We start from the raw sequence: 25233 nt of genomic DNA on the forward strand, positions 1-25233 counted from the left end.
TTTAGATTATATTTTTGCGGCAAAATAAAACGCAATTATTCGCTAAGCTTTTAGCTTGTTTTAATTTAGATTACAACACGAAATAAATCAGTGGTTTATGCCTCGAGATACACTTAAATGCCTAAAAATTGGCTTTGATTTGGCTGCAGATTCTACGAAGAATGGAAGCGTATGTCTACCTATTCCTCACAACTTAGCGAAGAACAACAAGCTGTTGACCGAGCTTATAGCCGTCTAGATGATTTGCGTAATACTATTCGCGCGCGCTTAGACGCTGTGCGCGCGTCAGGTTCGCACGGTTCACCAACACAGCGCACAGAGCGCGACTCATTCGCAACCATGTACGAAGATCGTCTTACACAATTACGAGCTGTTGAAGATCGTCTTGTTTTTGGAAGACTTGATAACACAGAAGGCATTAGGCGATACATTGGTCGCATTGGTTTGCTTAGCGAAAACCATGATCCTATTCTTACAGATTGGCGCGCTGAAGCTGCACGACCTTTTTATGAGGCAACCCCTTCGCATCATGGCGATATTGTTATGCGTCGTCATATTACACTCCGTTTCAGAGACGTTATTGGTGTTGAAGATGAAGTACTTGACATACATTCTGATGAAATAGGAAAAGCTTCACAACAAGGTACTCTTACTGGCGAAGGAGCACTGCTCGCATCTTTAGGTTCTCGCAGAACCGGCAAAATGACTGATATTGTTGCCACTATTCAAGCAGAACAAGATCGAATTATTCGCGCTCCTCTTGATCACACTATTGTTGTACAGGGAGGTCCTGGCACAGGAAAAACAGCTGTTGCTTTGCACAGAGCAGCCTATTTGTTATACACTCACAGGCGCAAACTTGAGCGTTCAGGAGTTCTTATTGTTGGTCCAAGTTCGGCATTCTTGCGTTATATTGATCAAGTACTCCCTTCTCTTGGTGAAACAGGTGTAGTAAGTAGAACTATTTCCGACTTAATTCCTGGAATTTGTGCTACAGATGAAGATTCTCCATACGCAGCAAAATTAAAAGGAATGTATCGTATGCGAACAGTTATTGCGAATGCAATTGCCGCTCGTATTCGCGTTCCTAAAAATCTTCCAACAATTCATGTTGGAGGATTTGGTATTCCTCTTCTAAAAGAAGATATTGAGATAGCTCAATCAGATGCTCAACGGACTCACCAGCCGCATAACCAGGCACGAAATACTTTTATAAAAACCGTGCTCAGCATATTGAAAAATCGTTATTTGGAAAAACTTGATTATGTTCCAGATCAAGCTGAATTAAACGATATAACTTCTCAACTTCGTCTTGACGATAAACTGCGCATTACTTTAAATCTTGCATGGTTACCTATGACTGGAGAATGGCTCATTGACCAACTTTTTGCTAAACCTGACAAATTACGCACATACGCACCTTGGTTGAGCGACGAAGACATTAACTCACTTACTAGACCAAAGGGCAGCCCGCTTACTCGTTCTGATATTCCATTACTTGATGAAGCTATGGAATTGCTCGGTCCTGATCCAAAACTTGACGCTCAAAGATCTGCAGCACAAGCAAAAAAACTTGAAGAACAACAATTTGCAGCTGACACTTTAGCACAAGCTGGTATTGGAAATGGCATAGTAACTGCTGATATGCTTCTTGATAATCTGCAAGGCGACGATGCAGGAATGCTTGCCCGTAAAGCAGCTTCTGACCGCGAGTGGACATATGGTCACGTAGTTGTCGATGAAGCTCAAGAGCTTACAGCAATGGATTGGAGAATGCTTATTCGTCGTTGTCCTTCACGCTCCTTTACTATTGTTGGCGATGTTGCACAAACTTCTGCGCTCGGAGGAACTCACAGATGGCAGAAGAATATGAATTCTCTATTTGGAGAACCAAATTGGGATCTTTACGAGTTAACAATTAATTATCGAAATCCTAGTGAAGTTTCTGAAGCAGCAAGCAAAGTTGCAACAGATTCAGGATTATACATTTCTACTGTTCATGCAGTTCGCTCAGTACCTGATTCACTCGTATCACAAACGGTTGAATCACAAGATGAACTCGATACTGCACTTGCAGAATCTTGTATAAAACTATTCGAAAAATTTGTCTCTGATGATGGTAGTGGTCGTATTGCAATCATTACTCCTAACAGTATAGTTAGCCATGCTAAAAAGGTTGTAAATCAAGCATTAGAACATGCATTACCTGAAAAATTATGGAATCAGTTAAACAAACAAAATGCCGATGATTGCCAATGCGGCGTTTGCACAGCTGAGGAAGTAAAAGGTCTTGAATATGACGCTGTCATAGTGTTGCAACCTTCTCAAATTGAGCAGGAAGCAGCATCTAGACTAACTGCTGCAGCCAATCTATATGTTGCAATGACTAGACCAACTCAAAAATTGCATATAATACGCACTGCAGATGACGCAAATTTTGAGAAATAGAACTCAAAATAATGCAAAAGCGCAGGGAATAGATATTCTGTAACAATAATCGATAAAATTATTATTTTTCTGTTTTACTGCGCTTTAAATCTTCAATGGCATGTTCAAAATCTTCAAGACCTGCGAAGTTTTGGTACACACTTGCAAAACGAAGATATGCAACTTCATCTAATTCACGCAATGGCTTAAGAATAGCTTTGCCAACTTCTTCAGATGTAACTTGCGCTAAACCTCGTGCTCGCAAATCAGCTTCTACTCGCATACCAATTGTCTTTAACGCTTCAGTATTAATGGGACGTCCTTGACATGCTTTGCTAACACCGGCAACAACTTTTGCCCGATCAAAAGGTTCAATAGAGCCTGAACGCTTCATTACAAGCAACTGAGTTGTTTCCACCGTAGTAAATCGATTACCACAAACTTGGCATTCACGTCTACGGCGAATAGAGTAACCATCTTCACTGATACGAGTATCTATAACTTTCGTATCAGAATTCTTACAAAAAGGACAATGCATATATTCAGCATACTAAAAAATAGCGAAAAACTACATAATATTATTTACTTTATTCAAATATTTCCGAATATTATACGATTTTATTGTCCATAATCCGAAATACTCCATAAAACACACTGAATATTACATCATCATTTTCAGTAAAACTTAGCTCATCAGTTTCAATTTCAAATATAGTAATATTTTCCCTTCTCATATTTCCCCCATTTTCATACTATTTGTACTCAATCAACTATTGAGCATCATTTAATGGAACATTAATAGACTGTCCGATAACCAAATCTTCAGAAGAAAGATGATTTAAAGCCATTAAACGCTCTACATTATCTGATATATCACCGTTTTTAGGAGTAATAGTAGCAGCATAATTCCATAACGTATCTCCAGGACGAACTGTATATGTAACAACTCTTTCAGGTATTGCAGAAACAGCAGTCTTTGGCATAAACAATGTACAGAATGTTATTGCTGTCATCAAAAGTACAGTTACACGAAAAACTCTAGTTTTGCGCGCATGCTTATTAGAAACGCAGCGTTTACGAATCAAATAAGTATTTTCTTGCATACCTACTCTAACTTCCCTGCCACTTCTAATTAATGACGTACTCATAATTATCCTTTCTCCTTCCTTAATCGACTGAACATTTGTTCTATCGAACAGATGTATTAATAATGACACATTTGTTCGATAGTTGCAACGGCGTGTCGAACAGATGTTTGATTTTTTTAAGAAAGTGCGTTAAAATAGTAAAAGCGAAAGGAGCACCATGAATAACGATGGCACAAATAACGATAACAATGGCATTAATGCTAGTGATATTAGCGCAATGTCACTTACTGACCGCCAACGCAATATTATCAATGCCATCCAAAACAATATAAAAATTCATGGATTCCCTCCTTCTTTCCGCGAAATCGGAGAAGCGGTTGGACTTAGAAGCCCATCTTCTGTGAAACATCAATTGCGAACACTTGAAGATAAAGGGATTTTGCGAATTAATGCAAATAAAGGTCGCGCTATTGAAATTCTTGATAATTCAATTGTTGAAAACAATTCAAATAACAAAATTAATAAAAATTCTTCAAGAGTTGCCAATATTAGCGCATACGAATCTGATTCTGTTATAAATTCTAGAGATGTTCCTCTAGTGGGAAGAATCGCAGCAGGAGCTCCAATAACAGCAGAACAGTATATTGAAGATGTAATGCGATTGCCAGAACGTCTTACAGGTACAGGAAATCTTTTTATGCTTGAAGTACACGGCGATTCGATGATTGACGCCGCTATTTGCGATGGCGATTATGTAGTAGTTAGAGAGCAGCATGAGGCTGTAAATGGAGACATTGTTGCAGCACTGTTAGATAACGAAGCAACTGTTAAAACTTTCAGAAATGACCACGGTCACGTATGGCTTATTCCACATAATCCGGCTTACTCTCCTATTGACGGATCACACGCAACTATTATGGGAAAAGTTGTTACAGTTTTGCGAAAAATATAATAGAACTTACCCACCAACCCCTCAAAAAATATTCTCCCCACTTATTTCAAAATATGGACTAAGTGGGGAGAATAATATTTATAAAATCAACTTATGCAGATTATGAAAATCATGTAACTTACGCAACTTACGCAAGTGGATGCGAATCCTTAATTGTCACTGAAATTTCACGTCCATTTGGAGCTGCATAGCTAACAGTATCACCAGCATGAGCACCCATAATAGCTGCCCCAATTGGAGATTCCGGGCTAATAACGTCATAATCCGTAGCTACAGCAATATCGCGAGAACCAAGAACATAAGTCATTTCTCGACCTGCAAGCTCAAGAGTAACCAAAGAACCATTGCCAACAGTGCCATCCTTCGGTGCTTCAAGAATCTTCGCATTACGAAGCTTTACAATAAGCTCATTAATGCGACCTTCATTCTTTCCTTGCTCTTCACGAGCAGCCTGATAACCACCATTTTCAGACAAATCACCTTCAGCACGAGCTGCAGCAATACGCTCAGTGATTTCTTCTCGATACTCACCTTCACGATGTGCTAACTCTTCTTTTAGTTTGTCATACGCTTCCTGCGTAAGTAAAATAGTTTTTTCTTCAGCCATTGCTACCTCCTTATACAACAATCTCTAAAAATAAAAACTATGCGCGCGTAAGTAAAATTCACGCTCTTCTATCAACGAGTTGAAATAATATCAACAACAAATACCAACGTGTCTCCGCCGCCAATACCGGCTTGCGGTATGCCACGAGAGCCATAACCATACTCTGGAGGAATAGAAATCAACAAACGAGATCCAACATTATGACCTGGAACAGTACGATCCCAGCCCTGAATCACTTGACCTACACCAATACCAAAACTAGCTGGAGTATGACGAGCAAAGCTTGAATCAAATGGCTTGTCGCTACCCCAAACCACACCATGATAATTCACAGTTACAGTGTCACCGGCACGAACTACAGGACCATTACCTTCAACTAATTCAACAACTTTAAGACCTGCTGGCGGTTCAGATTCAGGGAACGTCACCGTTGGCGTAGTGCCAAATTCTGCAATCACTTCTGGCATATCTTGTGCCATATTTCCTCCTTTACAAACTCCAAACAGTATAATCTGAACAGTATAACATCTACACAGACAGCTTTTAACCATCCTGCATTACTAAAGCAGCGCATTTTAAATAGTACATTTAAGTAAATGCACATTCGAATAAATGCAGTTTAGACTAACACTTCCTAGATTAACCTGTCCTAGATTAGCACTGAAACGTTACGTATGTACATGAAATATACGCATTGTGTATAACTTAGCAAAAATTAATCTCAAAACATCAACGAATTAATGCAAAATATTAGCAAATTAGCACTCAACAACGTTTACAGCTAGCCCACCTTTTGAGGTTTCGCGATATTTAGACATCATGTCATGACCAGTTTCTTTCATAGTCTTAATCGCTTTGTCAAGGCTTACCATGTGCGAGCCATCTCCAAGCATTGCCATTCGAACAGCATTAATTGCTGTATTTGCAGCCATAGCATTGCGCTCAATACAAGGAATTTGTACCAAACCGCCTACAGGATCGCAAGTTAATCCCAAATGGTGTTCTATACCGATTTCTGCAGCATTTTCAACCTGTTCCGGGGTCCCTCCCAACACTTCGCACAATCCTGCAGCAGCCATCGAACAAGCAGAACCAACCTCTCCTTGACAACCAACTTCAGCTCCAGAAATTGAAGCATTTCGCTTAAATAAGTAACCAACAGCACCTGCAGCAAGCAAGAATCGCACAACTCCATCTTCATTAGCAGAATCAACAAATCGCCAATAATACTGCAATACTGCAGGAATAATTCCTGCAGAACCATTCGTTGGAGCAGTAACAATACGCCCACCACCAGCATTCTCTTCACTAACAGCGAGCGCAAAAAGATTAACCCACGCAGAGTCTGAACTTTCTAAAGCAGCATCCGAACGACGACGATTGTTGCGAAGCATGTCTGAATTTGCAGCTAAACGCTCATACATGTGAGGAGCTCTGCGAGGCACATCAAGACCTCCTGGCAAAATCGGTTGCTTTGAGTTGCATCCGTTTTCTACACATTTACTCATAACTTTCCAAACATGCAGCAAATAGTTGCGCACGTAGTCAGCAGCACCTTCATGCAATGCAAGCTCGTTTTGCCACACAACATCGCTTATTGACATATGCTTTTCTCGGCAAATATTTATAAGCTCGTCGCATGAAGTAAAAGGATAAGGTACAGTGGAATCTTTTGTTTGATTTGAGGAGCTTGCAGCATTATCACTACTATTTCCGTTATTACTTTCGCTATTATTCTCGCTTACACCATTCTTATTGGCATTATTTTCATCTTGCTCAGTAACACGCTCATGCAAGCCAACCATTGCATCATCTGCACACCCTTGACGAATAAATCCGCCGCCAATTGAATACCAAACTTGCTCATCGATTTTATTTCCGTCAGAATCAATTGCAACAAAACGCATTCCATTAGGATGAACAACCATTCGCATCCATTTTTCAAAAATTACATCCTTATCGTAATCAAAAGCAATAGTATGTTCACCTGCGAGCGTTAAAGTGCCAGTTTTTTTGCATTCCTGACGAATAGTAAGCATATGATCAGTGTCTACATTATCTGGAAGATTTCCTTCAAGACCTGCAACGCAAGCGCGATCAGTGCCATGACCAAGACCTGTTAAAGACAGTGATCCGTAAAGAGTCACACTTACGTGCGCAACGTTTGCAAGACTACCACTTTTTTTAAGCGATGAAACAAACGAACACGCAGCTCGCATAGGACCTACTGTATGTGATGAACTAGGACCAACGCCTACTGAAAACATCTCTAAAATACTAAACACGTATCTATTGTAAGCATCATTAAGCTCACGTCGACACACTAATTACATGAGAAATATGTTAGATTGTTCACTTCTTACTTTGTTTAGATAACAAGTTTGCTAAACTCACGCACACAAACCATAAGATTACAGCTAAAACAACAGCTATAAGCATTACAGTAAACGCGCTTCCTGCAGTCGGCACGTGAATTTCGAAGAATTTTGCAGTAAACGGTATAAAAGCTCCAGCAACTCCAGCTGCAGCAAATAGCGCAACCATAATTCCTCTCCACGAGCGCAACGGCTTGGCAACGCTTGCAAGCACGAGTATGCCGAGAACAAATACGATTACGGAACAAATACTGCGAGTAGTTGCCAAAGCTTGCACGTTTGAGACAATAAAACGAGATGCTATCAAATTATTTGCAACAACATCGTCAAGATTTAATCCCAAAACTCGCGGAGCTATAACAGCAGTAGCGAGCACAGAAGCAGCTATAGCAAATCCGCTAGGAACAGCAAAACGAACAACTCGCTTCAAGAAACCTGGAATGTATCGACAAGTATTAGGCGCAAGAGCGAGCAAAAATGCTGGAATACCAATAGTTAAAGAACCAATATAAGTAATGTGACGAGGCAAATACGGGAAGTGCAACGCTAGAAGCACAACTCCTGCAGAAATAAGCGCAGAATAAACAGTTTTTACAAGGAATAAGCCAGCCACACGTTCCATATTTGCCATCACTTGCCTACCGCGAGCCACAACATCCGGCAAATGCGAGAATCGCGAATCAACAAGAACCACTTGAGCTACAGCTTTTGCAGCAGGAGCAGCATTGCCCATAGCAACGCCCAAATCAGCTTCTTTAAGAGCCAAAGTATCGTTCACGCCATCACCAGTCATAGCAACAACATGACCTTGAGTATGAAGCGCCTGAACAATCGCTTTCTTTTGATGAGGAAGCACGCGCCCAAGCACATCCACATTTTCAAGCACTTTAGCCAATTCGTTAATATCTTCTGGCAATTTTCTAGCGTCCATTGCAACAGGCTTGCGATCTCCTGTTAAGCCAACTTTTGCAGCAACAGCCGCAACCGTTGTAGGGTTATCTCCCGAAATTACGCGGCAACGCACACCCTGCTCACGGAACCATTTAAGCGTTTTGCGAGCATCGTCACGAATACGCTCAGAGCAGCGAACTAAAGCAATAGGATGAGCATTTACGCAAATAGTTGGAGAATCGCCAAAAGTTTTATCTGTTTCTGTTACGCTACTTAAGCTGCTACTATCGACGCTACTTACAGTACTACTTTCGCTACTTACTTTTGCAAGCAGCAGCACGCGCTCACCTTGCTCCGCATAAGAATTAACTTTCGCTAAAAGTTCATTAGAATTTGCATAATTAATCGCGCTTAGCAATACTTCCGGAGCACCCATATACCAAGTTTCATGTTCTCCGCTGCTTTTCGCATATTGCACCGCACTCCACTTTCTAGCAGAAGAGAATGGAAGACGGTTAGATACATGCTGGCTAGCTGCAACTCCTTTAGAGCCAAGCCCTTCCATAATCGCAACACCTGTTGCGTTCGGATTTTCTTCATTTGATAAGTCGAATAAAGCTTGATTGGTTTGCAAGTTGGTCTGCAAAGATATTTCGGCACCACTATTATCTAGATTTTCCACGCCAACGAATGCAATACCACCGTCGGTTATAGTGCCAGTTTTGTCCAGATTCAAGCAGTCTACGCGCGCTAAAGTTTCTACAGATTCCAACTCCTGAACTAACGTTTGCTTACGAGCAAGCCGCATAGCAGCCACCGCAAAATTAAGCGAAGTAAGAAGAACCAATCCTTCTGGAATCATGCCAACAACGCCTGCAACAGCAGAAACAACAGCTCCCCTCCAAGCACCAGTCTGCCAAGCTTCAACAAATCCGCCAACCTTGTGCATTTGCGACCACACAAGCAGCACACACAAAGGCACCACAACCATCGTCATATACTTCAAAATCGTGTTAATTCCACGGCTTAAGTCGGAAATTGTTTTGGTATAAACTTTCGCTTGCGCCGCCAATTTTGCCGCATAACTGTGCTCTCCTACGGCAGTAACACGCGTTAAAGCCATTCCAGAAACTGCAGTAGATCCGGAATAAACGTTATCACCTTTTGCTTTTCGAACTGTAGCAGACTCGCCCGTGAGCATGGACTCGTCCATTTCTAAGCCCCACGATTCCAGCACTTCTACATCTGCAGGAACTTGTTCACTAGCCCTAAGCCACAAAATATCTCCAAGCACAATATCTTTGTGCGCAATCTCAATATTTTCTCCGCCTCTACGAACCATTGCGTAAGACGCCACAAGTATAGAAAGCCTATCCAAAGTGCGCTTTGCTTTTAATTCAGTCACAATGCCAATTCCAGTATTTACCAGAATTACCACACCAAAAACAGCATCCTTCCACGAACCAGTGGCAAGCACAACAACCATTGCTGTGAAAATAATCGCGTTAAACAATGTAAACACGTTCGCGCGCACAATATCCATTAAAGAGCGAGAAGTCTGCTTAGAAGTAATATTCACATCTCCGCGAGAGACTGCCTCTGCAACTTCTTCTGTGCTCAAACCAGAAACTTCTACTTTAGGAAGCACCGCAATAGCGTTATTTTTGCTAATTTCTGTAGATGCCATTGCGTTTTGTTCGTTATTTGTCATTTATAATCACTTCCCTACTATGCGGTGTATTGTCGATTATTGCTCGAACGATGCTTAGCAAAGACGAACGCTCAAATTTTGATTTATTGCTTTTATTGTTTAAAGATTCGCTATTTTTTGATAAATAAGATTCATGAATATTTTTTCCAATTCCACTTCCATCGCTATCAAAATACAAAGTAGCTGCGTATAAAGTTGCGTCTTTTGGTGCTTTTACAGGATTTATTAACGCAACTGGCACTCCAGCGTAACGCACGTATTGCAGCGCAGAAATCCATGCTTTGCTTTCGTTTTGTTTATTGCGAGTGCTGTTATTAAGCTTGTTATTCTCTTTTATATTAGGTTGATTATTATCATTATGCAGGTCGTCAACGCCTGTTACGTCGAGCGCGTCTATAAGTATTAATGAAACAGGTTGCTCGCTTGCAGCGCGAATAGCTTGCTGAGCAGCTTCGTTAGGATTAACAACATTTGATAGCGGCACATAAGAAGCACTCAATTTTGACGTTTTACAATGTTTCATAACTTCGTCATCAAGCGCAGCTAATTTTGAACCAATGACCAGCAAATGGATGTCATTAATATCTATGCCGTCGTGAATTATGTCTCCAGCGCGGCCAGTGCTACCAACGGCTTTACCCTGCGGCTCACAAGCACTCAACGTACCCAACGTTAAAGCAGTTACGACAGCAGCCGCAAAAATGGTAATAGCGCGTTTAGAAAACATAAGACTTTTATACCACACCTTCAACATAAGTGGTGGTTTGGCAAGTTTCAACATTATCGACCGATTATCCTACCCCTTTTCAACTAGTTCTGCTACTTTTGCTGAGTCTCCTTGTTGTATTTAATCATAATGAAACTACACCTCCCAAATTGGTACTTTTAGTTCAAATTCAGAGATGCAGTTCAACGTATACGCAGGCTCTACAAACTAAATCCTCCCATTTTGTTATCTGTAACTACATTTTGATTCTATAGCGCTAATTTCTATTCCCAATAACTTCTTAGTAATATTTCTAACATCACTCTTATTCAATAAACATTTTGGACCAATACATATTTTTTCTATAATATCTGGAGTAAAGTTTAGTTTAACAAACTCAGTAATGTTATCATTCCCAATAATTCTAAAATCATGTTCTAATGATTTTAAAGACAATCTTTCAGTAAAAGCATCATGATTGTTAACTATCTTTTCAAATTTCAAATCGTCACAATAAATAAGGCGTATTTCTTTTTCTTCAGCAAAAGCAGGATTTTTATATTTCACAAGTTCAGGAATTAATTCATGTAAAAACACCTCTATTTTTTCTTCTCTCTTTGTAATATTTTGCTCACTAATCACCGTATTTATTGTGTCTGCTACACATTCAACATCACTTTCTATACCGTCGTGAACCACACTATTCGTATAAATTACTTTTTTAAACAATAAATTATCGAATTTTGTCAATTTTTCTAAATTAAATCCTATTGAAACTCCTTTTCCATCATCGGCATATCCTCTCCACTGACTTAGCATATCTGATTCTTCAGAAAAACAGCAAATATATACGCTGTTCTGTCCTTTAGATTCTAGTATTTGCATTAATTCTTCAGATGTAAAATCTAGGCACGAACGATTTATCATCAGATGGAAAAGTGATTCTAATGCATTAAATCCGTCATTTAAATTGATTCTTTCATCATTTAGTTTATCAATATACCATTTTATTTCTAAATTATCATTCATTTTTAGTGGATCTGAAAGATAAATAGATTTATTCTTTATAATATTCAAAAATGTGCTTAAAGAACAATAATAGTAACCTATCATATATACTAGCCTCTAATAAAATTCATTTGTTTATTCATCTTGCCAAGCATATCTAATTCATATCTTACACTTTTAGAATTAAACTATCTCATTTTAATTTATTTTTGCACTATTACTCAATACACTGTTCTTATATCAACGATATTTTTCTTTTACCTTTATAGTACTATAAATAATCTATGATTTTATATTTTGGCTGTGTTTGTATTACCAAATAAAAAGATTCTTCTATAGGTTGATAAACAAATTAAATTTATAAAACTAATTTCTTCCGTTGCACAATTTTAGTTCCAAATACTTTAAAAGTCACTACTGCATTTAGATGAATAAACTTATAAACTTCCCAATTAAATGTCTTAGTTGCTTCACCTGTTCATTTGCTCATATTTTGTTTAAATAGTTTATTCTCTGTAAGCTCATCTAGCATAAGATGATAATCTTCTACACTTTTGTTAATTGATTTTTTAATTCTTCTAAAGCTCTGAAGCATAAATATCTGTAAATCATTGATATAATTCACCAATTGACTTCCACTTAAATTCAGATATATAGACTCTTTGACTTATAAACTAAGATTCCACTAATTAAAATTAGAGTATAGAGAATTAAAGTATAGCAAAAATAACTCAACCATTGAGACCACATGTAACACCACTTATACTCTTATAAAACTTTTGAAAAATCAGCAAAATATGAAATCAAATATGACTAAAACAAATAAAACACTCAGCTACTACATGTCACTACCGTATAAGCTGGAAATTGTGAAAGATCCGGATGAAGGCGGATTCGTGTCTTACTACCCTGATTTGCCAGGATGCATAAGTTCGGGAGACTCCGAACAGGAAGCAGCAGCAAATGCACAGGACGCTAAGCACGCTTGGATTGAAGCAGCTCTTGAAAGCAAAATCAACATAAAAGAGCCGTCTTACCATGAGCTAAATGACTATTCTGGTCAATTCAAACTGCGTCTCCCTAAAGAATTACACAGGCAATTGGCTGAGCAATCTCAAGCAGAAGGCATAAGCATGAACCAGTATTGCGTGTATCTTCTTTCGCAAAATAACGCTATTGAACGCGTGCTTGAGCGAGCGTAGAGAATAAATACTGCATACTAATTATTAGCAATTACTTACAAATTAAAGATTTGCTGGCGATTAATCTGCAATCACTTGCAATCATCCGCAATTACTTGCAGCGCAACTTCAATACCTCGAAGCATATCAACTAAACTCATAGAACTCGTAGTAGGCTTATCAAGAATCTGCTCAGGCAAATATGGAACGTGAATAAAACCACTCTTAATCGGCAATTTTTTAGTCTGGCAATAATGACAAACACTGTAAAGCACGTCATTACACACGTACGCGCCAGCAGAAAAAGACACAGACGCCGGCAATTTCGCCCTATTCAAAGCCTCAACTATATTCACAACTGGCAAAGTCGCTTTATAAGCCATATCACCATCCTGCACAACAGGCTCATACCAAGGCTTATACCCACTATTATCTGGTATGCGCGCAGCCCTACAGTTAATGCCAACATACTCAACGTTAAAACAAGCAGAACCACCAAATTGCCCTAACGAAAGCACAGCATCCGGCTGAACTTCCTCTATTTTCTCAATAACTTTTTGCGCGCCCTTGTTAAATTCCGTAGGAATCTGCAAACGAACAAGTTCCACACCCTCAGGCGCATGCACTGATTGCGCAATCTCCCACGACGGATTTATAGACTCATTATCAAACGGCGTAAAACCAGTAATCAAAATACGCATCACAATACCCCTTCACACGAATATCACTTTATTAAAACATTAAAACGCATCACAAAAAACTGTACATATGTGAATGTCACTGTATATAAACAGTATACAAACTTCAGGATTCTACTACGTAATTCATGTTCGCAAAAAGATAGTCAGATTGTGAAATAACCACCTCACTCCCCCCACAACACGCACAAAATCAAAATTGGTAAGACTCGCATTCGTGTAATAGTATTGTGCATTGGATGTGCATTCGCGCCGCAGCGTGAATTAAACAAAGCAGTTGAAGCACATACAATAATTTCAACAGAATTTAGCGGAATTAAATTAAACTAAATTAAATTAATTTCAGCAGAATTCAACAGAAATAAACAAAATTAAAACTAGATTCAACGACGAAAAGAGATTACCGATGACGAAGATCATTCAGATTGGCGCAAATCACGCCGGCACTGCCTGCGCTAACACCATTTTGAGCTACCCAGGAAACGAGCTTACCATTTACGATCAGAATAGTAATATTTCCTTCCTTGGTTGCGGCATGGCTTTGTGGATTGGCAAGCAAATTCAAAGCAGCGACGGACTGTTCTACCAGAAGCCAGAAGATTTCGTTAAAAAAGGCGCTAAGGTAAATCTTGAAAGTAAAGTTTTAGACATTGATTACGCAAAGAAAGAAGTAACAGTCGAACTTAAAGACGGCACTGTTATTCACGATTCTTACGACAAGCTGGTTCTTGCTACCGGCAGCCTTCCAAACAAGCCTCGCATTAAGGGCATTGACTTGGAAAACGTGCAAATGGTAAAGCTTTTCCAGAACGCTCAAACTGTTATCGCTAAGCTTCAAGAGCGCGATTTCCGTAACGTCGTGGTTCTTGGCGGAGGCTACATTGGCGTGGAACTGGCTGAAGCCTTCGAGCGTCTTGGCAAGAACGTAACTCTTATTGACATGGAAGACCATATTCTTAACGGCTACTTTGACCCAGAGTTTTCTAACAATTTGAAGAAAATTATGGAAGATAAGGGCATTAAGTTTGAGCTTGGTCAAGCTGTTGAGGAGATTGTTGGAGACACTGAAGTTAAGGCTGTTAAAACAAGCAAAGGCACTTACGATGCAGACATGGTGATTTGCGCTATTGGCTTCCACCCAAACGTTGCGCTTGGCAAGGATCATTTAAAGCAGTATGCTAACGGCGCTTTCCTTGTTGACAAGAAGCAGCAAACTTCCGACCCAGACGTGTACGCAATCGGCGACTGCGCTACAATCTACGACAACGCTCGAGACCGCGTAAACTACATTGCGCTCGCCACTAACGCCGTTCGAAGCGGCTTGATTGCAGGTCACAACGTTTGCGGAACTCCTGTAGAAACCGAGGGCGTGCAAGGCTCTAGCGCAATGATGATTTACGACTACAAGCTTGTTTGCACCGGCTTGAGCTTGACTGCCGCTCAAAAAGAGGGCATGGACGTTGATTACGTTGATTTTGAGGATACTCAAAAGCCTGCGTTTATGGAAGTTGAGAATCCAAAGGTGAAGATTCGCATCGTTTACAAGAAGGATACGAAGGTTATTGTTGGCTGCCAGTTGGCTTCTAACTACGATATGTCTGCCGCAATTCACCTGTTCTCGCTGGCTATTCAAAAGAAAGTCACGATTAAAGAGCTTGCTTTGTGCGACATCTTCTTCATGCCTCACTTCAACCAGCCGTACAACTACATTACGATGGCTGCTTACACGGCTTTGTTGAAGGGATGATTAGACTTTGCTGATTAGCTTAGGCTGAATCACTTTTTCTGATTAGCTTAAATCGCATTTATTAAACCAAGCAATCTGTTCTATAATGGAGCAGTTGCTTGGTTTTTTAATCATCCGCGCACAAAAGAGCGCACAAAACGCGCACTATTAGCATAAGACATGCAGATTAAAACAAAGGAGTCTAGGATGAAGCAGCTTTCTATTAAACCAACTATTCATAAGTTCGAGAACGCACGCGAGTTCGCGCAAGAATTCAAGCTCAGCAAGGGCGATTTGGTTATTACAAACCAGTACATTTGGGAGCCTTATTTTGGCGATTTGAATCTTGATTGCGACGTGATTTTCCAAGAGAAATACGGCAAGGGTGAGCCGAGCGACGCAATGGTTGATGCAATCGTTAGTGACATTCACACAACTCCAAAGCGCGTGATTGGCATTGGCGGCGGCACTGTTTTGGATATTTCGAAGGTTTGTGCGTTGAAGCAAACTAGTCCGCTTGAAGACTTGGTTGACGGCAAGATTCCTGCACAAAAAGGCGCGGATCTTATTCTTGTTCCAACTACTTGCGGCACTGGCTCCGAAGTTACGAACGTTGCGGTGTTCTCGCTTACTAAGCGCAATACCAAGAAGGGTTTGGCGAACGATGCTTGCTATGCTACGGACGCTGTTCTTATTCCAGAATTGTTAAAGAGCCTGCCTGATTACGTTTTTGCAACCAGCTCTATTGACGCTCTTACGCATTCGATTGAGTCCGCACTTTCTCCTATTGCAACCGAGCTTACAAAAATGTTTAGTTACAAGGCTTGCGGGCTTATTTTGCAAAGTTATATGCGAGTTGTTAAAGAAGGCAGCAGCGCAAAAAGCCAAGTTGTAAGCGACTTGGTTTCGGCAAGTCTTTACGCTGGTATTGCGTTTGGTAACGCTGGCTGCGGTTGCGTTCACGCGATGGCTTATCCGCTTGGTGGAACTTTCCACGTGGCTCACGGCGAAACGAATGCAGCTCTTCTTACAAGCGTTTTGCGATACTATGCTAAGCACGATGCTGAAAGCAGCACTAGTGCAGAAAACACTGAACTTTCTAAGCTTTTTGACTTTATGGCAAATATTCTTGAATGCCAAAAAGCAGATGTATTAAATAAGCTTGACGAAGTTCTTAACACGATTCTTCCTAAGCATAAGCTTCACGAGTATGGAATGACCGAGGATATGATTCAAAGCTGGGCTGCAAGCGTTGTTAAAGAGCAGCAGCGACTTTTGAAGAATTCCTACATGCATATGAGCGAAGATGCTATTGCTGAAGTTTACGCATCTACTTTCTAAAAACAGATTTCTAGCAAACTTACTTTCTGGAATTTGTTGACTTTAATTATGTTTTACTAGTTTTTCAGAATAAAACGAAAGCAAAATAACAAAAGACCCCACAAATAAATGTGGGGTCTTTATTTTATTTATTTTATTTATCGCAACTATTTCAACTATTTATAATTGAACAATAACTATTCAATAACTTTAATATTTTGAAAATGAGGCTCACCTAAAGGCAATCCAGCATCCGAAGGGAAGAATCCATCGTCTACCGTAAAACTCACATAAACTTTCTTATTCACATACTTCTCCATAATTTGTTTAGCTTGACTACCATCGTCAAACGCCAACATTCTCGCATCGCTAGGATAAGGTGGCTTGCGCATATCTCCGATTTGACGCAAAGTAACGCTGGTTTTATTATCCAGAATAAGAATCATGAAAGTTTGATTAGGATCTGAATATCCCGGACTAGGATCTGAATATCCCTGACTAGGATCTAGCATATTTTGCAATTCAAGAACCTTGTTGTATGACAAAACCTTCACAGTTCCAGAAACTACCTGCCTTCCGCTTGCTTTTTCAGCTTTAATTTTGCTATCTAAAGATTCACTACTAGCGGATTTCTTAGAATCAGCTTTCTTACTAGCCTTCTTGTCAGACTTCTTATCAGACTTCTTTTCGGCCTTCTTAGAATCCTTATCCTCTGAATTAGAGTCACTGCCTTTATTACTTACGGTTTTCTCATAAATATTATCTTCAGTTTTTGCCAAATTGTCGAGAAGTGTAGTGTCATCTGTACTGACAAAATTAATATCTTTTATATTCTGTTTAGGAAGATCAGTGATTATTCCAGACCAGTATTTTTCTTCTTTAATAGGATTGCTGTCAGCAATATTCATAGTCACCTTATAAGCCTCAGTATCCCCTGTTCCAGAAGACCACTCAACATATCTTAATGAATTGCTGTCTGCGTATTGCGATACTACAGCTCTAAAACCGCCAATGTCTCTAGCGCCATCGCAAATTAAATCATTTGAAGAAACAACGTCACTGTAATCTTTATTTGCAGCAAAAAACTTCAGCAGTGACAGACCTTCCAAATTTTTCCGCAAAACAAGCTCCGGAATATCCCTATCGCTCATATTTACTAACGCGTAAGAATACTTACTTTGGCTAGCATCAATTTCTGAATCAGCTTCATTAAAGTTATATTTATCAGCGTTTGCTAAAACTTTTTTATATAAAGCTGCTACTTTTGCATTAATAATGTTAACTTTTTTTGCATTATCAGCAGCTTTTGTATTCGCGCCCTTTTGGTTCGAGCATCCAGCACATAATGGTACGAAAAGAAATAGCGAGAGTACTAACGCAATAAATTTTTTTAGCTTCAACATAATTTCATTAGGCATAACCACCCCTTCTCAAGCTTTAACTAATTATTAGCAAGTAAGTTAAATATTCTAATACTAAATTGTAATATTTAAAAACTGCGTAAATTTAGGTTAATTAAATATAAAAAGCCTGCGCAAAAGCTATTCACTCTTACGCAGGCTAGTATTAGATAAGCAACGCTTATGCATCAAGCGTTATTACAGGATGCAAATCAAACATTTTTACAGTACGCTTCATGCGAAAGGCAATGCTTGTTATGGCAATCGCAATAACGCCGAAAAGCACAAGCATTCCAATGCCTGAAACTATTTCACCACTGTTCTTTCCAGACATTGCTTGACGCAACCCCATAATCGAGTACGTCATTGGCAAATATGGGTGAACAGCTCTAAAGAATGCCGGCGTCATTTGTACTGGGAACGTTCCTGCAGAGCTTGTGATTTGCAACATAAGTAGCACAATCGCAACTATTCGCCCTGGCATGCGGAACACCACCATAATCATTTGCATTATAGCCATAAAGACTATTGACGCTATAATCCCCAGCGCGTAGAATGCACCAACATTATCGATTTGCAACTTCAACGCTCCTTGAACAACGCCCATAAGAATAATCGCTTGCGAAACGCCCATAATCACAAACGGCGTCAAGCTAATAAGCGCGCTTTTAAGCGGATTCATGCCGTTTAGTATCGCTCGCCTATCCATAACTCTCAAAACGAATGTTGTCATAAGAGCACCAACCCAAAGGGCGATAGAAATAAAGTAAGGAGCAAAACCAGTTCCATAGTTTTCAACGTGCGAATACTCGTGCTCCTCCAAGGAAACTGGTGCGCTCATCATCTTACTTTTTTGAACAATACCGTTTACTTTTCCAGACTTTTGAGCATCTTTAAGCCCGTCATGCAATTTCTTAGTACCATCAACAAGCTTTGGAGTGTTATCAGATAGCTTCTTAGCGCCGGAATTAAGCTGATCAGAACCGTTCACTATTTTCGCAGAACCTTGTGCAGCTTCATTCACGCCACTATTTAGTTTCTCGCTACCGTTACTTACTTGAGCCAAACCGTCAGCAAGCTTATTTGTGCCAGCAACTAACTTATCTGAACCAACATTAACTTTCTCCATGCCTTGCATAAGAGCGTCAGCACCGCCCTTTATTTGCAAGCTCCCTGCAGAAAGCTTGTCTGCTCCAGCGCTTAAAGCAGAAAGATTTGTTTCTAGAAGATTAGAATTTTCACCTAATCCTTCTGCCAATCTTTGCAAATTAGCAAGCACGTCTTCCTTTGTTACTGCTGGGTTTTGCGCTTGCATAAGAAGACCAGTAATTTGTGCTTTTGTTTCAGCGTTTCCAGCTTTAACATGTTCTTCTAATTCGTTGCTTGAAGCTGCAAGCTTTTGAGCTCCTTCATAGAATTCGCTTGTCGCTGCCGATAGCCTTTGCGTTCCTTCGCTTAACTGTTGGGCTCCGTTTGCTAAATCTTGCGTTTTTTGTGCAAGATATTGAGCTCCTTCTTTGCTGCGAGCATTGGCTTCAGTTAGCATATTCGCGCCTTTTTGAAGCTCCCCTAATCCGCCTTGAAGTTTTTGCAAAGATTGCGAAAGTTTATTCGACCCATCTGCAAGCTTATTTATTCCGCCTTGCAAAGACTTTGAACCTTCATGCAATGCTCCAGCACCGTTTGCAGCAGCACCAAGAGAATCGGAAGCTGAATTAACTTTCGCAAACATGTGCTCCCAATACTCTTGAGCAATCGCCTCGCTAATCTCAGTACGCATAGTGCGGAAAGCAGTTTTACCAATTTGTGAAGCCAGCATATTGCTTGCTTGATCGTACTTTACGTGAAGTTTTGCTTTAGTTGGAGTATCGTATTGCGCGGAAGCAATGCACTTACTGAAGGAAGCTGGAATAGTTGCTACCATAAAATAGTTGCCATTTTTAAGGCCCTTATTTGCTTCAGCACTATTTACAAAATTCCATTGGAAACCTTCACTACCGTCTTTTTGATTCTTTAAACGAGTTTTGATTTCGTTTCCAATGTTTCGCATTTTGCCGTTAATCATAGCGCCATTGTCTTCAACAACAACAGCCACAGGCACAGTATCCAAAGTCTTATAAGGATTTGTAAATGCCCATAAGTAAAGCGATCCGTATAAAAGTGGAATCAAAGCTACGGTTCCAATAACAAGCTTTCGAGCTTTTCCTTTCATCGTATTGTTAATCTCACGAAATGCAAGAGCAATAGTACTAACGTGCATTGTTTTCACCACCGTTTGCTTCACTTGTAGCAAGTTGAGAATCAGTATGAGAATTTTCTGTTTTCTCATTATTTGACATAAGTCTTAAGACTTGATCCGCTTGCTTTTCTAACTCACTTTGCAAAACTCCAACAAGGCAGGAGCAGTAGTTTTTGCTAACATATTCGCGAATATCGGAAAGTAAGCATTCGCGTTGCTCACTAGTAAGCTCCGTCTCAATTCCATCAACAAATAGCAGCCACGGTTGCTTTAATAATGCCAACGCAATTGCCAAACGCATGCGCTCGCACGGAGTCAACTCTCCTATTGCTGTTTTGTGAGGAGAAAATACTTTCCATTGAGCAAGAAGATTGTACGCGTATTGGCGCAATGCTTCGCGATTTTTTACATCATTTTTATACTGTTCGCGAAATAGTGGCGAAGATGATGCGAGTTTTAGCTCACTCATCAAAGCTTCTTCTATTGTTTGCATTTTGTAGAATTCGTTAATTCCGTTGAATAATCCCAATCCCACATATTTACGTGATTTTTTAAAATCGTTAGGAAGAGTTGAGCCCGCAATAGTAAGAGTTCCGTTCGTAAATTTCATATAACCAGACAGTGCAAGCAGCAAAGCTGATTTTCCAGAGCCGTGTTCACCTGATATTGCAACGATTTGATGAGGCTCTACTTTTAACGATACGTCCCAAAATGGTGTTCTTCTAAATATTTGTAAGCCTAATTCTTTAGCTTCTAAAAGTGTTTTACTATCTTTCATAATTTGCATGTTTGACGCTTGTAATTAAGATATGTCGTAATATCCTTTTTACTTAGAGCGCCAGGCATTCCTCCTTACTCTAAATACTCTAAATAACTTATTTTCAGTTTTTTAGTTTTTCAGTTTGTTGTTTATTGTTTACTGCTTATTTTTAGATCTTCACAATTAGCAAAACAATTTTTAATTTTCGCATTGCTTTATCGCTATTTTTCAGCGGTAAACTCACGCTGCAATACTGTAATAAAACGGTGTAAAACCGAACATTTGGTGATTTATCAATTCTTCACCACTAGTCACTTAGAATACTCTTTTGTGCAAACAATTGTTGAGTTACACTAATTTTTTTATTTAATTGTTTATATTTTATATTCACTCAAGAAACAAGTTGTAAACACTTCCATGCTATATTGTCTTTAATTACTAAATGTAAGAAATACATATGTAAGAATACGTATGCAAAAAATACAGACGTAAGCAATACGAAATAAAACGTATTGCTTCAAACAATATATTAAATTCAAGCATTTAAAGGGGTGAACGGCATGCTAAGTTTGCAAATTTTAAATATTATATTTAATCCGGTTATTGTGTCGGTTGTAGTGCTATGCGCACTTAGTCTTGCAAAACTTAATGTTTTGCTATCAATGATAGTAGCTTGCATTGCAGGTGGCATTGCCGGTCATCTTCCTCTTTTTGGTGACGGAAATCACACAATTATGGCTTTGCTTTGCGACGGTTTCTCCACCAACTCACAAACTGCGCTCGCCTACATTTTGCTTGGAACTTTTGCGGAAGCAATTACTGCAACAGGCTTAGCTCAAATTATTTCTAAAAAAATTAGCAAAATTATTGGCATGAAAAAGTACGCTCTACTTGCAGTACTAACTCTAATTGCGTGCATGTCTCAAAATATTGTGCCGGTTCATATTGCTTATATTCCTATTCTTATTCCGCCTATTTTGAGAGTTATGAATAAGATGAAGCTTGACCGCCGAGCTGCAGCATGCTGCACTGCTTTCGGTCTTGAAGTTCCGTATATTGCTATTCCATTTGGCTTTGGTCTTATTTTCCAAACTGTTATTGCTACGAATCTTTCTAAAAATGGCATGAAGGTTAGTGTTGCAGACGTTAGTGCTGTGAACTGGTATTTAGGTCTTGCAATGTTTGCATCACTACTTTTTGCTGTATTTGTGCTTTACAGAAAACCTCGCGAATACAAAACTACAGAAACTGACACTCGCGCAGCCGACGCCGTTGTCGAACCTCTTAAGAAACGCCACTACGTAACCATTCTCGCAATTATTGTTGTTGTAGTAGTGCAAGTTATCAGTAAAGATCTTTCGCTTTCGTCTATTGCAGGTCTTGCAACCATGATTATTTTTGGAGCAATAAAGTGGAATGACATTGACAATCAGCTTACTGGCGGCGTAAAACTCATGGGTCTTATTGCATTTGTGATGCTCATTGCGGGCGGATATGCTAACGTGATCCAAGCGACAGGAGGAGTTGAGGAGCTTGTAAACTTTGGCGTAGCTTCTATGGGACAGAACAAACTTGTTGCCGCATTTGTTATTACGCTTATTGGTTTGCTTGTGACTATGGGCATTGGCACTTCGTTTGGCACGGTTCCTATTCTTGCTGTTTTGTTCGTGCCACTGTGCCAGAGCATTGGTTTCAGCACTCCCGCAACGATTCTTCTTATGTCTTCCGCTGCAGCTCTCGGAGACGCAGGCTCCCCTGCTTCCGATACTACACTTGGACCTACTTCCGGCTTAAACGCGGACGGTCAGCACAGTCATATTTGGGATACTTGCGTTCCAACGTTCCTTATTTTCAATATTCCGCTTATGGCTGCCGGCATTGTAATATCACAGTTTATTTAGCAGATTATTTCAGCAAACACAGCAAATAAAAAACGCAACTAGCGAATAACGCAAGTAACCAATAAACGCCAGTAGAGTTGAAATAAACTCCCTGGCGTTTATATTTAAATACCAATCAACCAATCACAAATCAGTCAATCCCAAAGTGGCCAATCACTGCAAATTCGCGGGCGATTGGCTATATTAGATATACCGTCTAGCTAAACATTTTCACTAGATAAACATTTTCACTAGCTCAGTATGCTGTCAATATTCTTCTTATTGCTTAAATCGTCCTCACTAATAAAATCCATCTGCTTTATTCCGCTTAAGCTTGCAATAAGCGACACTGGGAAGGTAACGATATTTTGATTAAGAGCGCTTATATTACTATTAACAATTCTTTTTGCTGCCGCAAGCTGCTCATTTTCGTCGTTTATTTCTTCCTGCAAGTTCAAAAATTGTTCAGAAGACTTTAATTCCGGATAAGCTTCCGCCAAAGCAAAAATCTTCCCTATTGCATGATTCTGATTTTTGATTATCGAACTAGAATCCGCTGAGCCCAATCCCTCTCTTAAACTTACTAAATCCACTAATGTTGTTTTTTCATACTTTGCAAACGACTGCGCAACTTTAAGCATTTGGCAAATCGTATCGTATCTTTTAGCGAGCGCAATATCAACGTTTTTCCGCGACTCTTCTATAATCACCCTATATTTTCTTAGCCTATTTAACATGCCAATAAACCAGACAATAAGCACTACAAGCACTATTGCAACACAAATTAGCACAGTGTTCTTATCCATAACGTCACCCATAATGTCTCCCATAACATCTCCTTTAGTTCTAGTATTTTCTAATTTTTTAGTTCGCTAGTATTGCAATTTACTAGTTTCTACTTTTGTAATTTTTACTTTTGTAATTTCTCTCTAATTACGTTAATTATTTCGTAATACTCAGCCAAAATATCTCTAAATTTTGCATATTCTCTTGTTAAAGATAGGTTTTCTATTCCAGATTTTCCTGGAGCGCCGAATAAATACCGACCAGAATCAAAGGCTGCAACAATACGCTCACTATCTAGGTATAAGCAAACTCGCATTCTTTTTTGCAAATTATTCATTAGTTCTATAAAACTTGGATCTAATACCAGTTTTGTATAAAAATCGTCTGTAGAGAAGACTGAATACGAGTCGTTAAATTCAATGGATTCTGTCTGAACTTCGCTCTCCTCTTTTGTTTTTTTACCATAGTATCCATTTAGTTTTTGTCCCATAAAGTTCTTTCCAGTAACAGGGACGATTCTAATGTGGCCATTTATGTTGGTTTTTGAGTTTATTAATAAGACTTGCCCAATAAAATCCGTTTTTTTAACACTTTTTCCACTTTCACTTCTAGAAAAGTGGATTGCTTGCATATTTGAAAATTCAGTTTTAAATTCATCGCCAAAAATTATGTGTTTACTTGAATAATACCTACTAGATATTGGCAGAAGATTATCAAAAATGCTGCTGTCAATTCCTTCGGAATTGTTTAATACTGTTCCAGGCAGAATCACATTTAAAATCGGCGTTAAAACATTATCCGCATATAGCGCGTCTACATCAACCTTATTATTTACAAAAAACTTACCTGCAAAGCAAACAACAAAAACACCTACTATTAGTAAATAATATTTGTAACGAGAGTAATCAATATTTGGAAAATAGTTATACAAAGTGCCTAAAACCATTACTACCGGTATTATTGGAATTAAACGAATTGGATCAAAAGAGTTATTTTTTACGCCTTCTTTTAAAGCACTTAATTTTCCTTGTATTTGGGGAGATTGTTCTATTTGTGCGAGTCTGTTTAAAACTTCTGGATTTGTAAATACGCTACCATATTTTACATTCATGTCATCTCCCTTTTATAAATCACTCGTCATTTTTGACATATTTTGCGAATCACTATGCACAACGTTGTAGGATTTGAATTTACAGTATCATTGTTTGGGTTTGTCTGATTCTGATTACTTGAATCATAGTTACTCTGGTCATTAGTCATACTGATTAAACTGTTCCATATATGCCTTTTCTCTAACTCTATACAATCTAAATTACACAAGATCATTAAATAAAAACAGATTTTGACTAAAATTTATTTTGCAAAATTTTAAAGCAAAGAAAGCACTGCAAGTAACAGCGTAATTCCTTAAAATGTAACTCGAAAGCAGGTTGCATTGCTGAGAAAGTGGCCAATTGCTGCAAATTCGCACTTAATGG

20 protein-coding genes are annotated in these 25233 nt (G+C 39.2%); 6 read left to right on the forward strand and 14 right to left on the reverse strand.

Annotated features, from left to right (window positions below):
• Window positions 1-171 precede the first annotated feature (171 nt).
• Window positions 172-2448, forward strand: a complete 2277-nt coding sequence (locus tag HXT32_RS04100) for a HelD family protein (RefSeq protein WP_004110810.1) — start codon at window positions 172-174, stop codon at window positions 2446-2448.
• A 61-nt stretch (window positions 2449-2509) separates the two neighbouring features.
• On the opposite strand, the gene nrdR is transcribed toward HXT32_RS04100, so the two are convergent.
• Window positions 2510-2965: a transcriptional regulator NrdR gene (gene nrdR / locus HXT32_RS04105; protein WP_033888678.1), complete on the reverse strand. Its 456-nt coding sequence runs from the start codon at window positions 2963-2965 to the stop codon at window positions 2510-2512.
• A gap of 232 nt (window positions 2966-3197) precedes the next feature.
• Entirely contained in the window at window positions 3198-3575 is a 378-nt protein-coding gene (locus HXT32_RS04110) for a LysM peptidoglycan-binding domain-containing protein (RefSeq protein ID WP_012914030.1), read from the reverse strand.
• A gap of 217 nt (window positions 3576-3792) precedes the next feature.
• Between HXT32_RS04110 and lexA the strand changes: the two genes are divergently transcribed.
• Complete coding sequence (lexA, locus tag HXT32_RS04115; protein WP_422119078.1) at window positions 3793-4467, forward strand: transcriptional repressor LexA; 675 nt, start codon at window positions 3793-3795, stop codon at window positions 4465-4467.
• 127 nt (window positions 4468-4594) lie between these two features.
• Here lexA and HXT32_RS04120 read toward each other — a convergent pair whose 3' ends face one another.
• The 6 genes from HXT32_RS04120 to HXT32_RS04145 all read right to left on the reverse strand — a co-directional run bounded on the left by HXT32_RS04120 (window position 4595) and on the right by HXT32_RS04145 (window position 11870).
• Window positions 4595-5074: a GreA/GreB family elongation factor gene (locus HXT32_RS04120; RefSeq protein ID WP_004110818.1), complete on the reverse strand. Its 480-nt coding sequence runs from the start codon at window positions 5072-5074 to the stop codon at window positions 4595-4597.
• Between the two features lie 71 nt (window positions 5075-5145).
• Window positions 5146-5553 (reverse strand): FKBP-type peptidyl-prolyl cis-trans isomerase, encoded by a 408-nt coding sequence (locus HXT32_RS04125; protein ID WP_004107148.1) that lies wholly within the window; start codon window positions 5551-5553, stop codon window positions 5146-5148.
• A 279-nt stretch (window positions 5554-5832) separates the two neighbouring features.
• Window positions 5833-7341, reverse strand: coding sequence for an L-serine ammonia-lyase (locus HXT32_RS04130; protein WP_116440637.1), 1509 nt, complete (start codon window positions 7339-7341; stop codon window positions 5833-5835).
• Between the two features lie 85 nt (window positions 7342-7426).
• Window positions 7427-10051, reverse strand: a complete 2625-nt coding sequence (locus tag HXT32_RS04135; RefSeq protein WP_422118906.1) for an HAD-IC family P-type ATPase — start codon at window positions 10049-10051, stop codon at window positions 7427-7429.
• On the reverse strand, window positions 10041-10778 hold the full coding sequence (locus HXT32_RS04140; protein WP_004110825.1) for a hypothetical protein: 738 nt from the start codon (window positions 10776-10778) through the stop codon (window positions 10041-10043). Before HXT32_RS04140 ends, HXT32_RS04135 begins: the two co-directional genes overlap by 11 nt.
• Before the next feature lie 225 nt (window positions 10779-11003).
• Window positions 11004-11870: a DUF2971 domain-containing protein gene (locus tag HXT32_RS04145; protein WP_422118907.1), complete on the reverse strand. Its 867-nt coding sequence runs from the start codon at window positions 11868-11870 to the stop codon at window positions 11004-11006.
• A 692-nt stretch (window positions 11871-12562) separates the two neighbouring features.
• Here HXT32_RS04145 and HXT32_RS04150 point away from each other — a divergent pair.
• A complete protein-coding gene (locus HXT32_RS04150; protein WP_410311160.1) occupies window positions 12563-12967 on the forward strand; it encodes a toxin-antitoxin system HicB family antitoxin in 405 nt (134 codons plus the stop codon).
• A 71-nt stretch (window positions 12968-13038) separates the two neighbouring features.
• On the opposite strand, the gene HXT32_RS04155 is transcribed toward HXT32_RS04150, so the two are convergent.
• Window positions 13039-13647 carry a pyroglutamyl-peptidase I gene (locus HXT32_RS04155; RefSeq protein WP_410311210.1) on the reverse strand — a complete coding sequence of 203 codons (609 nt, stop codon included), beginning with the start codon at window positions 13645-13647 and terminating at the stop codon, window positions 13039-13041.
• Window positions 13648-14050: 403 nt separating this feature from the next.
• Between HXT32_RS04155 and nox the strand changes: the two genes are divergently transcribed.
• Together nox and HXT32_RS04165 are read left to right on the forward strand one after the other, a co-directional pair.
• A complete protein-coding gene (gene nox, locus HXT32_RS04160; protein ID WP_174182738.1) occupies window positions 14051-15391 on the forward strand; it encodes a H2O-forming NADH oxidase in 1341 nt (446 codons plus the stop codon).
• 186 nt (window positions 15392-15577) lie between these two features.
• Window positions 15578-16711: a 4-hydroxybutyrate dehydrogenase gene (locus HXT32_RS04165; protein WP_076002765.1), complete on the forward strand. Its 1134-nt coding sequence runs from the start codon at window positions 15578-15580 to the stop codon at window positions 16709-16711.
• 176 nt (window positions 16712-16887) lie between these two features.
• On the opposite strand, the gene HXT32_RS04170 is transcribed toward HXT32_RS04165, so the two are convergent.
• From HXT32_RS04170 to HXT32_RS04180, 3 genes are all read right to left on the reverse strand, one after another.
• Complete coding sequence (locus tag HXT32_RS04170) at window positions 16888-18108, reverse strand: hypothetical protein (RefSeq protein ID WP_033888676.1); 1221 nt, start codon at window positions 18106-18108, stop codon at window positions 16888-16890.
• A 163-nt stretch (window positions 18109-18271) separates the two neighbouring features.
• Entirely contained in the window at window positions 18272-20350 is a 2079-nt protein-coding gene (locus tag HXT32_RS04175; protein WP_421783105.1) for a YhgE/Pip family protein, read from the reverse strand.
• Window positions 20340-21116, reverse strand: a complete 777-nt coding sequence (locus HXT32_RS04180) for an ATP-binding cassette domain-containing protein (protein WP_422118908.1) — start codon at window positions 21114-21116, stop codon at window positions 20340-20342. The genes HXT32_RS04175 and HXT32_RS04180 overlap by 11 nt, the downstream gene beginning before the upstream one ends.
• Before the next feature lie 533 nt (window positions 21117-21649).
• On the opposite strand from HXT32_RS04180, the gene HXT32_RS04185 reads away from it, so the two are divergent.
• Window positions 21650-22990, forward strand: coding sequence for a Na+/H+ antiporter family protein (locus HXT32_RS04185; RefSeq protein ID WP_422118909.1), 1341 nt, complete (start codon window positions 21650-21652; stop codon window positions 22988-22990).
• A 230-nt stretch (window positions 22991-23220) separates the two neighbouring features.
• Here the strand turns inward: HXT32_RS04185 and HXT32_RS04190 are convergent, their stop codons facing one another.
• Window positions 23221-23799, reverse strand: a complete 579-nt coding sequence (locus HXT32_RS04190) for a LemA family protein (protein WP_004110843.1) — start codon at window positions 23797-23799, stop codon at window positions 23221-23223.
• Window positions 23800-23879: 80 nt separating this feature from the next.
• Window positions 23880-24866: a DUF3137 domain-containing protein gene (locus tag HXT32_RS04195; RefSeq protein WP_116431794.1), complete on the reverse strand. Its 987-nt coding sequence runs from the start codon at window positions 24864-24866 to the stop codon at window positions 23880-23882.
• Between the last annotated feature and the right edge of the window lie 367 nt (window positions 24867-25233).

It is taken from the genome of Gardnerella sp. DNF00747, assembly GCF_049262675.1.
Classification (GTDB): domain Bacteria; phylum Actinomycetota; class Actinomycetes; order Actinomycetales; family Bifidobacteriaceae; genus Bifidobacterium; species Bifidobacterium swidsinskii.